The organism is Streptomyces sp. NPDC001393 (assembly GCF_053597455.1).
The window spans coordinates 247,800-262,215 of record NZ_JBSFIH010000004.1; the positions used below are offsets into that span (position 1 = coordinate 247,800).

Consider the following 14,416-nt stretch of genomic DNA (forward strand, 5'->3'; position numbering starts at 1 on the left):
GGATCGGCGGCGCCGGTGAGACCGGCGGACGGATCAGTAGCGACGCGTGATCAGCGCGCGCTTGACCTCCTGGATCGCCTTGGTGACCTCGATGCCGCGCGGGCAGGCGTCCGTGCAGTTGAAGGTCGTACGGCAACGCCACACGCCGTCACGGTCGTTGAGGATCTCCAGGCGCTGCTCGCCCGCCTCGTCACGGCTGTCGAAGATGAAGCGGTGGGCGTTCACGATCGCGGCCGGACCGAAGTACTGGCCGTCGTTCCAGAACACCGGGCAGGACGACGTGCACGCGGCGCACAGGATGCACTTGGTGGTGTCGTCGAAGCGCTCGCGGTCCTCGGCGGACTGCAGCCGCTCCCGGGTCGGCTCGTTCGTGTCCTTGGTGACCAGGAACGGCATGACGTCCCGGTACGCCTGGAAGAACGGCTCCATGTCCACGACCAGGTCCTTCAGGACCGTCAGGCCCTTGATGGGCTCGATCGTGATCGGCTTCTCGGGGTTGATGTCCTTGATCAGCGTCTTGCAGGCAAGGCGGTTCTTGCCGTTGATCCGCATCGCGTCCGAGCCGCAGATGCCGTGCGCGCACGAGCGGCGGAAGGTGAGGGTGCCGTCGAGGTCCCACTTGATCTTGTGGAGGCCGTCGAGGACACGCTCCTTCGGGTCGATCTCCAGCTGGAAGTCTTCCCAGGCCGCCTCCGCCGAGACCTCCGGGTTGAACCGGCGGACCCGGAAGGTGACCGTGATGTAGGGGGAGTCGGCGAAACCGGGCTCGGGCTTGCCGGCCGCCTCTTCCTTGTCCAGAACAGGGGTAGCCATCAGTACTTACGCTCCATCGGCTGGTAGCGGGTCTGGACGACCGGCTTGTAGTCGAGTCGGACGGTTTCCGAGCCGTCGGCGCCGACCTCGCGGTACGCCATGGTGTGGCGCATGAAGTTGACGTCGTCGCGGTTCGGGTAGTCCTCGCGGTAGTGACCGCCGCGGGACTCCTTGCGGGCCAGCGCCGAGACGGCCATGACCTCGGCGAGGTCGAGCAGGTTGCCCAGCTCGATGGCTTCCAGCAGGTCCGTGTTGAACCGCTTGCCCTTGTCCTGGATCGCCACGTTCTTGTAGCGCTCCCTGAGCTCGGCGATCTTCTCGACGGCCGTCTTGATCGTCTGCTCGGTGCGGAACACCATGACGTTGGCGTCCATGGTCTCCTGCAGCTCGCGGCGGAGCGTGGCCACCCGCTCGTTGCCGGTGGAGTTCCGCAGCCGCTCGATCTGCTCGACGACGAGGGACTCCGGGCTCTCCGGCAGCTCGACGAAGTCCGTCGTGTGCGCGTACTCGGCGGCGGCGATGCCCGCGCGGCGGCCGAACACGTTGATGTCCAGCAGCGAGTTGGTGCCGAGGCGGTTGGCGCCGTGCACGGAGACACAGGCGACCTCGCCGGCCGCGTACAGACCCGGGACGACGGTGGTGTTGTCCGCCAGGACCTCACCCTCGACGTTCGTCGGGATGCCGCCCATCGCGTAGTGCGCGGTCGGCTGGATCGGGATCGGGTCGGTGTACGGCTCGATGCCGAGGTAGGTCCGCGCGAACTCGGTGATGTCCGGGAGCTTGGCGTCCAGCTGCTCCGGCGGAAGGTGCGTCAGGTCGAGGTAGACGTGGTCGCCCTCGGGACCACAGCCGCGGCCCTCGCGGATCTCGGTGTAGATGGAGCGGGACACGACGTCACGGGACGCCAGGTCCTTCATGACGGGAGCGTACTTCTCCATGAAGCGCTCGCCGTCCTTGTTGCGCAGGATGCCGCCCTCACCACGCGCACCCTCGGTGAGCAGGATGCCCATGCGCCAGATGCCGGTCGGGTGGAACTGGAAGAACTCCATGTCCTCCAGCGGCAGACCCCGGCGGTAGACGGCGGCCTGGCCGTCACCGGTGAGGGTGTGCGCGTTGGAGGTCACCTTGAAGAACTTGCCGCAGCCGCCGGAGGCGTAGATGACGGCCTTCGCCTGGAAGACGTGGATCTCACCGGTCGCCAGCTCGTAGGCGACCACACCGGCGGAGCGCTTGACTCCGTCGACCTCGGTGATCAGCTGGTCCAGGACGTAGAACTCGTTGAAGAACTCCACGCCCTCCTTGACGCAGTTCTGGTACAGCGTCTGGAGGATCATGTGGCCGGTGCGGTCCGCGGCGTAGCAGGACCGGCGGACCGGCGCCTCGCCGTGGTTGCGGGAGTGACCGCCGAAGCGGCGCTGGTCGATGGTGCCGTTCGGCGTCCGGTTGAACGGCAGGCCCATCTTCTCCAGGTCGAGGACGGCGTCGATGGCCTCCTTCGCCAGGATCTCGGCGGCGTCCTGGTCGACCAGGTAGTCACCGCCCTTGACCGTGTCGAAGGTGTGCCACTCCCAGTTGTCCTCCTCCACGTTGGCGAGCGCGGCGGCCATACCGCCCTGCGCGGCGCCCGTGTGGGAGCGGGTGGGGTAGAGCTTGGTCAGCACGGCGGTGCGGCTGCGCTTCGTCGCCTCGATGGCGGCACGCATGCCCGCGCCACCGGCGCCGACGATCACTGTGTCGTACTTGTGAATCTTCACTGGGTCTCGCCTCACTGCGGGGCTTTGTCGGAGACCGGGAGGTGCGAGCATCGGCCGGGGGTCCGGGGGTTGTCCCCCGGGAAATGCAGCATGATTCTCGCAGCCCCGTGCCTAGCGGATGTTCGGGTCGAAGGTGAAGATCACCAGCGTGCCCAGCAGGATGGTCCACACCGTGGCGGTGTACAGCAGGGCCTTCAGCCACATGCGGGAGCTCGCGCGCTCCGCGTAGTCGTTGATGACCGTGCGCAGGCCGTTGGCGCCGTGCAGCATCGCGAGCCACAGCATCAGCAGGTCCCAGACCTGCCACCACGGGGACGCCCAGCGGCCGGCCACGAAGGCGAAGCCGATCTTGGACACACCGCCGTCCAGCACGAGCTGGATCAGCAGGTGGCCGAGGACCAGGACGACCAGGACGATGCCGGACAGGCGCATGAACAGCCAGGCCGCCAGCTCGAAGTTGCCCCGGGTCGACTTGGGGGTCTTCTTGGTGCGCTTGCGCGGCGCCTCGATCAGCGGGGCCGGGTTGTCGGCGGTGTAGACGGGGGCGCCCTCGACGGGGCCGACTCCGGACGCGGCGGTTTCAGTGGCGGACATCGGCGTCAGCTCCCAAAGAGAACGCGGGCGGCGTGACCGAGGACCGGGTAGATCGCCCCGAGCATCAGCACGATCCAGACACCCATCACGGTCCAGAACATCTGCTTCTGGTAGCGCGGGCCCTTCGACCAGAAGTCGACGGCGATGACGCGCAGGCCGTTGAGCGCGTGGAACAGGATGGCGGCGACGAGGCCGTATTCCAGCACTGCGACGATCGGCGTCTTGTACGTGGCTACGACCTTGTCGTAGTCCTCGGGGGAGACACGCACGAGAGCGGTGTCCAGCACGTGAACGAACAGGAAGAAGAAAATGAGGACGCCGGTGACTCGGTGAGCCACCCAGGACCACATTCCTTCCCGGCCGCGGTACAGCGTTCCAGCCGGCACGGAAGTCCCTCCGGGAGCGGGGATTGGGGCCGCGCCGGCTTCGGTGTCGGGCGGGCCCGGCCGGGTACGGTCCACCGGCCCCCAGCATCGTAGCGATGCGCTGCGCTGTGCTTTACGGGGGGCCTACCGGTGTGATCAAACTGGCACCGGATGGGTTAGGGGCCGTGCGGCTACTGGGGTGGTGTGTCCGGTTATTTGCCGCGTGCGGGTGCCTTGTGGCTGGTCGCGCCCCGCGGCGGAGCCGCTGATGGATACGGCCCCGCGCCCCTGAGCAGGGACAGGAGTCGTCCTCTTGCTACGCGCCGGAGTTCGTCCGCCGCTATGACGCGTTCCTCCTCGGGATCGTTTGCCAATCGTGATCGGATCGCCTCAAGGATGCGGTCGAGGGATTCGTCCGGGTGGGTGTCGCCCAGGTAGATGACGAACGCGTGCCCGAACCTGGCCTCGTAGGCCGCGTGGGCCGCGCTCAGGGCCATATGGGCGGCCGAGTAGGTGTCTTCCGGCAGCTCGGGGAGGGACTCTCCGGCCAGGGCTTCCGCCAGATCCGTCGGCGACAGGTCGTACGCCGCCTCGTCCGCAGCGGCCAGGAGGGAGTCCAGGTCGGGGTAGGGGCGGTGGTCCGCGACGCGGTGGGACCAGCGCAGGCTGTGCAGACAGTGCAGCAGAAGGGCGCGTGCCTCGTCGGCGGGTGCCGCGTTGAAGGCGTCGAGTGGCTTCGGGAGATACGGGAGGCGGTGGGCGGCCAGCGTGGGTCCTCGCGTCGCATGTGGCGTGGCAGGGGATGCTGTGAAAGGTGTGTCGTCAGGTTATCGAGAGTGGTCACTGTGTGTGCGTGTGATGCCTGAAATTCACTCGAACGGCAGAGTTTCGGAACAGCTGGATGACGGGTGAAGCCGCGAACGGTCGTACGTTGGCAGAGTGACCCAGCACAAGCGCCGTGCTCAGGTGCGGCAGGTGATACGTAAGCGGGCGGTGGTGGCCGCCGCGGTCGTCGGGACCGTCGCGCTCGGTACGGGGGTCGGCGTGTGGGCCTCGGCGGGCGGGGGCGGCGGGAAACCGGAGGGGGGTGCGCGGCAGTCGTCGTCCGGCCGGGTGGCCGGCAGCGCCCCCGGCGGGGCGGTCAGGCCATCGGCGAGTCCGACGCCCGGCCGGTCCTATCCCCTGTCCCAGGCGCCGCGCACGATACCCGCGGTGCGCTCCCACACTCCGGCGCGCGGGCCCGGCTGGAAGCCTCAGAAGGCGGACCGGGTGGTGATCAGCGACGGGGAACTGGCCGACGAGGGACGGCTGATAGCCGGGGAGCTGGGGCTGACCTACGCGGGGGAGAAGGACGACGTGCGGGCGGGGGACGTCCGGCTGGCGCTCGGTGGCGGGGGCGGGAACCAGGAGTCGTACACCATGACCGTCCGTGGGGGGCGGGTCGACATCAGCGGCCCCGGCGCGGCCGGTGTCTTCTACGGCACCCGCACCCTCAAGCAGGAGGTCCACGGCGGCGGTACGGCCCCGGAGGGGGTCGTCCGGGACGAGCCGGCCAAGCCGGTGCGCGGGTTCAACCTGGACATCGCCCGCAAACCGTTCTCCGAGTCCTGGATAGAGGACCGGATACGGGAGCTGGGGGACCTGAAGTTCAACGAGCTGGGGCTGCACTTCTCCGACGACCAGGCGTTCCGGATCGAGTCCAGCACCCACCCCGAGATCGTCTCCCCGGTTCACCTGACCAAGGCGCAGGTCAAGCGCATCGTGGACCTGGCGAACAGCCGGCACATCACCGTCGTGCCCGAGATCGACTCGCCGGGTCACCTGGGTGCCGTCCTCGCCGCCCACCCCGACCTGAAGCTGCGCAACGCGAGCGGGGTCGTCACCAAGGGCGCCATCGACATCTCCAAGCCCGCCTCCGCGAAGCTCGTGGACGATCTGCTGAACGAGTACGCGGGGCTGTTCACCGGCAACCAGTGGCACCTCGGCGGCGACGAGTACCAGGCGCTGACCGTGAAGAACCCGCAGACCTCCTATCCGCAGCTCGCGGCCGCCGCCCGGCAGAAGTACGGCTCCGGCGGCACGGTCGCCGACCTCGCCACCGGCTGGCTCAACGACCGCGCCGCCACCGTCCGGGCGCACGGCAGGACCATGCGGGCCTGGAACGACGGCTTCTACCGCGGTACGTCCGTGCAGGCGGCGGGGGACCTCCAGGTCGCCTACTGGACCGGCAAGGAGCTCGGCGCCCGGCAGCCCGTCGACTATCTGAGCGCGGGCCGCAAGGTCATCAACTACAACGACGAGTTCCTCTACTACGTCCTCGGCCAGCCGCAGACCTTCGTCTACCCGACCGGGCAGCGGATCTACGAGCAGTGGAACCCGCGGGTGCTGCGCGGCACGACCGCCGTGCCGGCGAGCTACGACGGCCAGATCCTCGGCGGCTCGTTCGCGGTCTGGTGCGACTTCCCGAACGCGCAGACCGAGGGCCAGGTCGCGGCCGGCATCCGGATGCCGCTGCGGGCCACGATCCAGAAGCTGTGGGACCCGGGCAGGCCCGCGTTGTCCTGGGCCGACTTCCGGAACCTCGCGAACCGGCTGGGCTGACGGAACCGGGCTGATCGCAACCGGGTGGACGTGCGGTGCCGTGCGGTCATATGTTCGGGTGCTCACGCGTGCGGCCAGGGGAAGGCCGCGCGCGGTCGTCATCGTCATCTCGGGGGAATCTCTTCATGACCTCGCCCATGCCCGCACCACCGTTCGTGCCCGGTGCCGTGCTCCGCTCGCCCGTGACGCTCGGCCGGGCCACCGCCGTGCTGCTCGGAGTCGTCATCGCCTCCGACGTGTTCGGCGCTTACGCGGACCTGCTGGAGAGGAACGTCGCCGGTGACCTCGCCGACGGCGCCGCGGGCTCCGACGTGCTGCACCGGGCCGATCACGCCGACGCCGTCTACCACTGGGCCGGCCTCATCCAGGCTGGTGCGCTGATCGCGGCGGCCGTCGTCTACCTGTGCTGGCTGTGGCGGGTGCGGGTGAACGCCGAGGCGTTCGACCAGTCCGCGCACGGCCTGGGACGCGGCTGGACGATCGGCGGCTGGTTCTGCCCGATCGTCAACCTGTGGTTTCCGCGCCGGATCGTGCTGAACGTCTGGGACGCGAGCGTGCCCTGGGGTGCACGGGCCCGGCACGGGACGGTCAACGCCTGGTGGTCGCTGTGGATCATCAGCATCCTCACCGGCCGGCTGGCGTCCATGAGGTGGGGGCGGGCCGACACGCCGGGACTGCTGCGCAGCGCCGCCGGCCAGATGCTGTTCGCGGACGTGGTCGACGCCGCGGCCGCCGTCCTCGCGATCGTGGTCGTCGTCCGGCTGACCCGGATGCAGGACCGCAAGGCCCTCACGGGTCCGCTGCCGGCCCCGGTCCTTGGCTGAAAACCTCTGCTGTGACACTCCCGCGCCGTATCACGCAGTAAAGGGAAGTGCGGGCTCCGTAACGGTCGGCGCCCCGGCGAGGGAGACATTTCATGAGCCTGGTGGAACGGATCGCACAGGCCGACGAACGCGGACTGGCCGCCAGCGGGCTGGCTTGTTTGGATCGGTGCCTGCCGCTGCTCGGCGCCGACGACGAGCTGCTGCGGCCCCTGTGGGCGAGTCTCGCCGACGGCTCCGACTGGGGCGCGAGCCTTAGGAAGGCCCGGGAGGCCCTCGGCGACGGGGGCCCGGACGAGGCCGGCGACGAGGCCGCGCGGCTGGCCCGCCGCATGCTGGACGCGGCCCCGGCCGAGCGCACCGCCGACGCGGTACGGCCCTGGGCCGACGCCTGTTCGGTCGCCTCCCTGCGCATCCACCGGCTGCTCGACCCCGCGGCGGACGGCACGTCGGCGACCGAGGGGCTCGACGCGGGGCGGGCGGGGGAGACGGCGGATCTGCCTCCGCTGGTCGCCGCGGAGCTGCGCCGGCAGACGGCGGTACTGGACGTCCTCGCCGAGCACGGCCCCAACGGCCTGCGCCGCGCGCTGGACCTGTCGATCGAGGGACGGCGGGTCCTGCGCGCCGTGGTGTCACGCCGAGCCCGCAGCGAGTCCGGCGCCTGAGAGGTGCAGGGCACCCCGTGAGGGGCGCGGGGCGGTGTCGATGGGCGGCTCCGCCGCGTGGGCGCGAGGGGTCACCATGGGCCCGCGGTCGTGCACGGTCCGACGTGGGTGGGCGCTCAAACGCCCTGGCTGGGCGGGTCCTGTAAGCATCCTGCGGTGGGCCTGGGCCGGTCCTGCGAGGGTTGGCGAAACGCCTCGTGACCCGGTGACGCCGAAGGCGGGCGGATCGCTCTTCCCTATGTGACAGCCCAGTACGTGACAGCACAGCAGGAGACCAGGCCGCACGCCGCGGCGAAGCCCGTGCGGTGGGCCGCGGACGCCGTGGCGACCATGCGCGAGGGCGCCCGGGTGCGGCTCGACTACTCGGCCCAGAGCCTGTGGCGGGTGGACCGGATGATCGAGGAGATCCGGCGCGAGGGGCCGCCGTACGCCGCCGTCGAGAGCGTGCTGCGCGGGTTCGGCGCCTACGCCGGTGAGGTGATCGTCCGCCAGGCCGGCGCCGAGTGGTGGGCGTCGGGAGGCGACCACTGGGTGCGCACGCCGGACGGGCGGCTCTGGGACCCCATCGAGGAGGCCCGGCGCGTCTACGGCGGCAACGGCTCGCTGCGCCTGCTCTGCCGGGACGCGACCGGCTCCCACTGACCGGCCGATGTCAGAACCCCCTTCCGTCCAGCGGCTGCGCGAGGCTGTGACACTTCTGTGAGCCGTGACGCTGATGTCCCTGGGAAGCGGTACGCGCAGAGTCGGTACGGACGAGGACGGTTCTTGGGCCAGGGAGGGGAACGCCGTCGCCCGCAACCGCGGGACGGGGAGCTGGGCGCGGCCGTCGCGCGGGCCCAGGACGGCGACGAGACCGCCTTCGCGGTGGCCTACCGGATCGTGCAGCCCGGCCTGCTCGGCTATCTGCGGGGCCTGGTCGGCGAGGACGCCGAGGACGTGGCCGCCGAGGCCTGGCTGGAGATCGCCCGCGACCTGGGCCGGTTCAAGGGCGACGGCGCCGGCTTCCGCGGCTGGACCGCGACCATCGCCCGGCACCGCGCCCTGGACCTGCTGCGCCGCCGGCGGGTACGACCCCAGGCCGCGCCGCTGGAGCAGGACGCCCTGGAGCTGCCCGGCCGGCTCGACACCCACGACCAGGCCCTGGAGTCACTGTCCACCGCACGGGCACTGGAGCTGGTGCGCACCCTGCCGCGCGACCAGGCCGAGGCCGTCCTGCTCCGCGTGGTCGTCGGTCTCGACGGCCCGGCCGCCGCACGCGTCCTCGGCAAGCGCCCCGGCGCCGTCCGCACGGCCGCCCACCGCGGGCTGAAACGCCTCGCTCGGCAACTGGGCGTCCTGTAATCCTCGTCACCCGGGTCCCACCGTGAAAGGCAACGGCCGGGGCCGCCACCCCCCACAGGAGAGGCCCCGGCCGTCGCGCTGACGAGCCGCTCGCGGCCCGTACTTCCTACAGCGCCGTGCGTGCTGTTTCTGTCACACCCGGCCACCGTCGATCCTCACCCTGCGCACATCCGTACCTGGTCACGAGTTAGTTGCATCTTCTACGGACATGGACGGGGAGCGGTTTCACGCCGTAACGTGCCTTTCGCGCCGACCGGGAAACAGGCGTAAAGGGAGTCAGGTGCTGGGGGACGACGCGGAGCTGACCGCCGCGGTGCGATCGGCGCAGGACGGAGACGAGACCGCGTTCCGTACTGTGTACCGCGCGGTGCATCCACGATTGCTCGGATACGTGCGGACGTTGGTCGGCGATCCGGACGCCGAGGACGTGGCGTCCGAGGCGTGGCTGCAGATCGCCCGCGACCTCGACCGGTTCAGCGGGGACGCCGACCGCTTCCGCGGCTGGGCCGCCCGGATCGCCCGCAACCGCGCGCTGGACCACATACGCATGCGCGGCCGCCGCCCCGCCATAGGCGGCGACGAGACGGAACTCACCGGCCGGGCCGCCGAGTCCGACACGGCCGGCGAGGCCATCGAGGCCCTGGCCACCGGCAGCACCCTCTCCCTCATCGCGCGGCTTCCGCAGGACCAGGCCGAGGCGGTCGTCCTGCGTGTCGTGGTCGGCCTGGACGCCAAGAGCGCCGCCGAGACCCTCGGCAAACGCGCCGGTGCCGTACGCACCGCGGCGCACCGCGGTCTGAAGCGGCTCGCGGAGCTGCTCGGCGACGATCCGGAATCGGCGGGCGTGCTCGACGCGCTCCCGCCCCAGCGAGAACCGCGCGGCCGCGCGGTGTCGTCCGCGACTGTGACGGATACGCGTGCGCGGACGCAGAAGGACATGTGATGGCCGACGAGCAGTACAAGTGGCTGAACCGTGAGACGGCGGAACGCCTGCTGCGCGGCGAGCCGCTGGAAGCCGTCGACGCCTCCGCCCGTGACCAGGCCGAACGTCTCTCCCGGGCGCTCGGCGCGCTGACCTCGCAGACGGACCCCGCCACCGGTGAACTCCCCGGCGAGCAGGCCGCCCTGGCCGCGTTCCGCAAGGCCCGCGAGGCCGCCGACACCGAACGCAGTGCCGTCGGCCGGGCCGACGGCACCTCCGGCGTTCCCGCGCCCGGCGCCGACGCGGGCCTGGTCCGCATCGGTGCCCCGGCCCGTACCGGAATCCCGGACCGCGGCCCCCGCTGGGGCCGCCCGCTGCGCCTGGCGCTGGCCGCCGCGCTGGCCGTGGGCACGGTCGGCGGGGTCGCCATGGCCGCCGGGACCGGGATGCTGCCCACGCCGTTCGGGCCCGAGCAGCCCGCCACCTCCGTCTCCGCCGACCCGACCGCCACAACTCCGTCCGCCTCCGTCCCGCAGGGCACCCCGGGCGCGACGTCGGGGCCCGGCGTGCCGAGCGGCGGCGCGGGCACGAACCGCGGTGGCGGCTCCGGCGCGGCGGTCGCACCGGGCGACGGCACCGGCCAGAGCACCGCGCCGAGCACGGGCGAGCCCTCCGGCACTCCCGGCGGCCGCTGGTGGGACGCGGCCTCGGCCTGCCGTGACATCCGGGACGGCAAGGATCTGGACGCCGGCCGCCGGCGCGCCCTGGAGAACCTGGCGGGCGGCACCGCCCGGGTGAACCGGTACTGCAAGGTCGTCCTGGACACCCTCGGCTCGGTCGACGGCAAGGGCGACGAGAACGGCGACAAGGGCAAGGACAAGGGCAAGGGCGGCGGCCAGGGGGACGACGAGGGCAACCCCGGCCAGGGCGGCGACGGTCACCCCGGCTGGGGCGGCAACCCCGGCAACGGCGGCGGCAACGGAAACGGCGACGGCGGCCAGGGCGACGGCGGCGGCAACGGCCGGCACCGTGACGCCGCCGCGCCCACGGTGTTCGCCCCGACCCGCCCCGCCCGCACCACCGGCACCGTACTCGGCCCCACGCCGACTCCGACGTACACCGCGCTCTGATCCTTCTGCCCCTCTGACCTGCGATTTCGTGGGCGGCGAAAAATTTTCCGCGCAGGGTGTGACGTTTTTCGAGCCCGGTACGCAGTACTGAGTGAGCCGACTGGTCATCGGCCGTCGCACTGAGCCGGGGTTCCCCCCGTACCCACGGCTCGTGCACCTGGCGCGGGCGGGACACGTTCCCCCGGTCCCGCCCGCGCCCCGCATCCCGCCTCACCAGTGGACGACGACTTTGTCGCCCACCCGCACCTGAGCGAAGAGCTGCTGGATCGCCGCCTCGTCCCGGACGTTCACGCACCCGTGCGAGGCTCCCGCGTATCCGCGCGCCGCGAAGTCGGACGAATAGTGCACGGCCTCACCGCCGCTGAAGAACATCGCGTACGGCATCGGCGAGTGGTAGAGCGTCGACACCCAGTCCCGCTCCTTCCGGTAGATGTGGAAGACACCTTCCCGGGTCGGCGTGTACTGCGCCCCGAACCGCACCGCCGCCGTCGACAGCGTCCGGCCGTCCACCATCCAGCGCAGTGTCCGCGTCGTCTTGTCGATGCACAGCACGCGTCCGGTCATGCAGCGCGGGTCGGGCGCGCCGGCCGGCTGACCGCCCATCAGGTACAGCTCCCATGTGCCGGGCGGGTGGGTGATCCCCACCAGCCGCTGCCAGGTGACGGTGTCCGTCTGCCCGGTCCGCGGCAGCCCGTGCTTGCCCTGGAAGCCCCGGACGGCCTGCTCGGTCAGCGCGCCGTACGACCCCGACGGCCCGTCGAACAGCCAGGCCGCCTGGCGCAGCCGCGCCTGCAGCTCCCGTACGCCCGGACCGCTGTCCCCGCGCGCGTACAGCACCCGGGGAGCGGGCGCGGCCGGCGACGGCTGCTCCGTCCGGGTGGGCTGCGCCGGGCGGCTTCCGGTGGGCTCCGCCGGGCGGCTTCCCGGGATCCGTGCCGGGCTCTGGACGTACACCGGGGCCCGGGGTTTGCCGTCGGCGTCCGTGGGCTGCGTGGTGCAGCCGCACAGGACGGTGAGGGCGGCGACGGCGGTGGCCGAGGTGACTACGGCGGCGGGTCTTCGCGTGATCGTCATGCCGGGATGCTTCCCCGCGTGACCGCCGCCGAACGACGGGGCATGGTGAGGGGTGACAAGACGTACTCCGGAGGCACCCATGACGCGTGAGTCCGAGTCGGGACTGTCCATCGAGCCGGTCTACGGGCCGCAGGACCTGCAGGGCTGGGACCCGGCCGGGAAACTGGGCGAACCGGGCAGGTACCCCTTCACCCGCGGGGTGTATCCGACCATGTACACCGGCCGCCCCTGGACCATGCGCCAGTACGCCGGCTTCGGCACGGCCGCCGAATCCAACGCGCGCTACCGGCGGCTGATCGCCCACGGCACCACGGGCCTCTCGGTCGCCTTCGACCTGCCCACCCAGATGGGCCACGACTCCGACGCGCCCCTCGCGCACGGCGAGGTCGGCAGGGTGGGCGTGGCGATCGACTCGATCGAGGACATGCGGCTGCTGTTCGACGGCATCCCGCTCGACCAGGTGTCGACCTCGATGACGATCAACGCCCCGGCCGCCCTGCTGCTGCTCCTCTACCAGCTGGTGGCTGAGGAGCAGGGCGCCCGCGCCGACCAGCTGACCGGCACGATCCAGAACGACGTGCTGAAGGAGTACATCGCGCGGGGGACGTACATCTTCCCGCCGAAACCCTCGTTGCGCCTGACGGCGGACATCTTCAAGTACTGCACCGCCGAGATCCCGCGGTGGAACACGATCTCGATCTCCGGCTACCACATGGCCGAGGCCGGCGCCTCGCCCGTGCAGGAGATCGCTTTCACCCTGGCGGACGGTATCGAGTACGTCCGTACGGCGGTGGCGGCGGGGATGAACGTGGACGACTTCGCGCCCCGCCTGTCCTTCTTCTTCGTGGCCCGGACGACGCTGCTGGAGGAGGTCGCCAAGTTCCGCGCCGCCCGCAGGATCTGGGCCCGGGTGATGCGCGAGGAGTTCGGCGCACGCGACCCGAAGTCCCTGATGCTCCGCTTCCACACCCAGACGGCGGGCGTCCAGCTGACGGCCCAGCAGCCGGAGGTGAACCTGGTCCGGGTCGCCGTACAGGCCCTGGCCGCGGTGCTGGGCGGCACCCAGTCCCTGCACACCAACTCCTTCGACGAGGCGATCGCCCTGCCGACCGACAAGTCCGCCCGGCTGGCTCTGCGCACCCAGCAGGTGCTGGCGCACGAGACGGACGTGACGGCGACGGTGGATCCGTTCGCGGGCTCCTATGCGGTCGAGCGGATGACGGACGACGTGGAGGAGGCGGCCGTCGCCCTGATGCGCAGGGTCGAGGACCTGGGCGGTGCGGTCGCGGCGATCGAGCAGGGTTTCCAGAAGGCCGAGATCGAGCGGAACGCGTACCGGATCGCCCAGGAGACGGACTCCGGGGAGCGTGTGGTGGTCGGGGTGAACCGCTTCCAGCTGGACGAGGAGGAACCGTACGAGCCGCTGCGCGTCGATCCGGCCATCGAGGCCCGCCAGGCCGAACGCCTGGAGAAACTCCGGGCCGAGCGGGACCAGCGGGCGGTGGATGCGGCCCTGGACGCACTGCGGAAGGCGGCCGAGGGGGAGGAGAATGTCCTGTACCCGATGAGGGAGGCGCTGCGGGGGCGGGCGACGGTGGGGGAGGTCTGCAATGCGTTGCGGGGGGTTTGGGGGGCCTACGAGCCGTCGGAGGTGTTCTGAGCTGGGTGGTTACTCCGTATGGGTGATCATGGGCGGAAGTGGCCCGATCCGGGCTACGCTCGTGAAGGGTGTTCCCGAAAGGAGGGTGCCGTGGCTGTGATACTGCACGAGTCGTCGCTTGCCGATGCTGCCGACCGGCTCTGGGAGGAGCTGCCCGGGCACCGGGTGGAGATCCTCAACGGGAGCATTGTCGTGACACCGCCGCCAGACGGAGCCCATCAACTGACGTGTACCGAGGTCACCTATGAGTTCCGGCAGGCGGGGGGCTGGGACGCCGGGCTGAGAGCCGTGCCCGGTATCGGCCTGTGGCTCCCCACTGGTGCGGATGATTACGCGGTTCCCGACGTGTCCATCGTGGAGGCCGACTTCCGTGACGCACTGGTGGAGAAGAACTGCTACGCGCCGCACGTATTCCGCTTGGTCCTGGAGGTGACGTCCACGAACTGGGCGATCGACCTCGTCATCAAATCGGAGACATACGCCAAGGCCGGCATTCCGGCGTACGTCGTCGTGGACCGCAAGCACGACGAGGTCCTGCTCTACGCGGACCCGGTCGATGGTAAGTATCCGGACCCCGTCCATTACAAGCGGGGCGAGGTCGTCCCCCTCCCTGAATCCGTCGGCCTCACCCTCGACCTCCCCGTGGACACCCTCCTCGACGGCGACGACTGACCAC

At 70.9% G+C, this 14,416-nt stretch carries 15 protein-coding genes; 9 read left to right on the forward strand and 6 right to left on the reverse strand.

From position 1 onward, the window contains the following. Positions 1–33: 33 nt before the first annotated feature. The 5 genes from ACWC2T_RS07890 to ACWC2T_RS07910 form a co-directional block, all read right to left on the reverse strand. On the reverse strand, positions 34–813 hold the full coding sequence (locus ACWC2T_RS07890) for a succinate dehydrogenase iron-sulfur subunit (protein WP_388759175.1): 780 nt from the start codon (positions 811–813) through the stop codon (positions 34–36). Then, positions 813–2,567: a succinate dehydrogenase flavoprotein subunit gene (gene sdhA, locus ACWC2T_RS07895; RefSeq protein ID WP_450669531.1), complete on the reverse strand. Its 1,755-nt coding sequence runs from the start codon at positions 2,565–2,567 to the stop codon at positions 813–815. Before sdhA ends, ACWC2T_RS07890 begins: the two co-directional genes overlap by 1 nt. 111 nt (positions 2,568–2,678) lie before the next feature. Then, entirely contained in the window at positions 2,679–3,161 is a 483-nt protein-coding gene (locus ACWC2T_RS07900) for a succinate dehydrogenase hydrophobic membrane anchor subunit (RefSeq protein ID WP_450669532.1), read from the reverse strand. A 5-nt stretch (positions 3,162–3,166) separates the two neighbouring features. After that, positions 3,167–3,547 (reverse strand): succinate dehydrogenase, cytochrome b556 subunit, encoded by a 381-nt coding sequence (sdhC, locus tag ACWC2T_RS07905; RefSeq protein ID WP_450669533.1) that lies wholly within the window; start codon positions 3,545–3,547, stop codon positions 3,167–3,169. Between the two features lie 191 nt (positions 3,548–3,738). Continuing rightward, entirely contained in the window at positions 3,739–4,293 is a 555-nt protein-coding gene (locus ACWC2T_RS07910; protein WP_450669602.1) for a 2-oxo-4-hydroxy-4-carboxy-5-ureidoimidazoline decarboxylase, read from the reverse strand. A 172-nt stretch (positions 4,294–4,465) separates the two neighbouring features. Between ACWC2T_RS07910 and ACWC2T_RS07915 the strand changes: the two genes are divergently transcribed. The 7 genes from ACWC2T_RS07915 to ACWC2T_RS07945 all read left to right on the forward strand — a co-directional run bounded on the left by ACWC2T_RS07915 (position 4,466) and on the right by ACWC2T_RS07945 (position 11,006). Then, a complete protein-coding gene (locus ACWC2T_RS07915) occupies positions 4,466–6,127 on the forward strand; it encodes a beta-N-acetylhexosaminidase (RefSeq protein ID WP_450669534.1) in 1,662 nt (553 codons plus the stop codon). Between the two features lie 125 nt (positions 6,128–6,252). Beyond that, positions 6,253–6,951, forward strand: a complete 699-nt coding sequence (locus ACWC2T_RS07920; protein ID WP_450669535.1) for a DUF4328 domain-containing protein — start codon at positions 6,253–6,255, stop codon at positions 6,949–6,951. Between the two features lie 92 nt (positions 6,952–7,043). Further along, positions 7,044–7,613, forward strand: a complete 570-nt coding sequence (locus ACWC2T_RS07925; RefSeq protein WP_450669536.1) for a hypothetical protein — start codon at positions 7,044–7,046, stop codon at positions 7,611–7,613. A 255-nt stretch (positions 7,614–7,868) separates the two neighbouring features. Next, positions 7,869–8,255 carry a hypothetical protein gene (locus tag ACWC2T_RS07930; protein WP_351210650.1) on the forward strand — a complete coding sequence of 129 codons (387 nt, stop codon included), beginning with the start codon at positions 7,869–7,871 and terminating at the stop codon, positions 8,253–8,255. A gap of 123 nt (positions 8,256–8,378) precedes the next feature. Beyond that, complete coding sequence (locus ACWC2T_RS07935) at positions 8,379–8,954, forward strand: RNA polymerase sigma factor (RefSeq protein WP_450669537.1); 576 nt, start codon at positions 8,379–8,381, stop codon at positions 8,952–8,954. Between the two features lie 280 nt (positions 8,955–9,234). Beyond that, positions 9,235–9,897, forward strand: a complete 663-nt coding sequence (locus tag ACWC2T_RS07940) for an RNA polymerase sigma factor (protein WP_351210654.1) — start codon at positions 9,235–9,237, stop codon at positions 9,895–9,897. Continuing rightward, positions 9,897–11,006 carry a hypothetical protein gene (locus ACWC2T_RS07945; protein ID WP_450669538.1) on the forward strand — a complete coding sequence of 370 codons (1,110 nt, stop codon included), beginning with the start codon at positions 9,897–9,899 and terminating at the stop codon, positions 11,004–11,006. Before ACWC2T_RS07940 ends, ACWC2T_RS07945 begins: the two co-directional genes overlap by 1 nt. A gap of 210 nt (positions 11,007–11,216) precedes the next feature. Here ACWC2T_RS07945 and ACWC2T_RS07950 read toward each other — a convergent pair whose 3' ends face one another. Next, a complete protein-coding gene (locus ACWC2T_RS07950; RefSeq protein ID WP_450669539.1) occupies positions 11,217–12,080 on the reverse strand; it encodes a L,D-transpeptidase family protein in 864 nt (287 codons plus the stop codon). A gap of 79 nt (positions 12,081–12,159) precedes the next feature. Here ACWC2T_RS07950 and ACWC2T_RS07955 point away from each other — a divergent pair, with 79 nt between their 5' ends. Both ACWC2T_RS07955 and ACWC2T_RS07960 read left to right on the forward strand, forming a co-directional pair. After that, complete coding sequence (locus ACWC2T_RS07955) at positions 12,160–13,740, forward strand: acyl-CoA mutase large subunit family protein (protein WP_450669540.1); 1,581 nt, start codon at positions 12,160–12,162, stop codon at positions 13,738–13,740. Between the two features lie 90 nt (positions 13,741–13,830). Beyond that, entirely contained in the window at positions 13,831–14,412 is a 582-nt protein-coding gene (locus ACWC2T_RS07960; protein ID WP_450669541.1) for a Uma2 family endonuclease, read from the forward strand. Positions 14,413–14,416: the final 4 nt, after the last annotated feature.

Bases quoted from the DNA above. Each gene is read 5' to 3' on its own strand.
- ACWC2T_RS07900 (WP_450669532.1), bottom strand. From the start codon at position 3,161: ATGTCCGCCACTGAAACCGCCGCGTCCGGAGTCGGCCCCGTCGAGGGC.
- ACWC2T_RS07945 (WP_450669538.1), top strand. From the start codon at position 9,897: ATGGCCGACGAGCAGTACAAGTGGCTGAACCGTGAGACGGCGGAACGC.
- ACWC2T_RS07890 (WP_388759175.1), bottom strand. From the start codon at position 813: ATGGCTACCCCTGTTCTGGACAAGGAAGAGGCGGCCGGCAAGCCCGAG.
- ACWC2T_RS07955 (WP_450669540.1), top strand. From the start codon at position 12,160: ATGACGCGTGAGTCCGAGTCGGGACTGTCCATCGAGCCGGTCTACGGG.
- ACWC2T_RS07920 (WP_450669535.1), top strand. From the start codon at position 6,253: ATGACCTCGCCCATGCCCGCACCACCGTTCGTGCCCGGTGCCGTGCTC.
- ACWC2T_RS07950 (WP_450669539.1), bottom strand. From the start codon at position 12,080: ATGACGATCACGCGAAGACCCGCCGCCGTAGTCACCTCGGCCACCGCC.
- ACWC2T_RS07925 (WP_450669536.1), top strand. From the start codon at position 7,044: ATGAGCCTGGTGGAACGGATCGCACAGGCCGACGAACGCGGACTGGCC.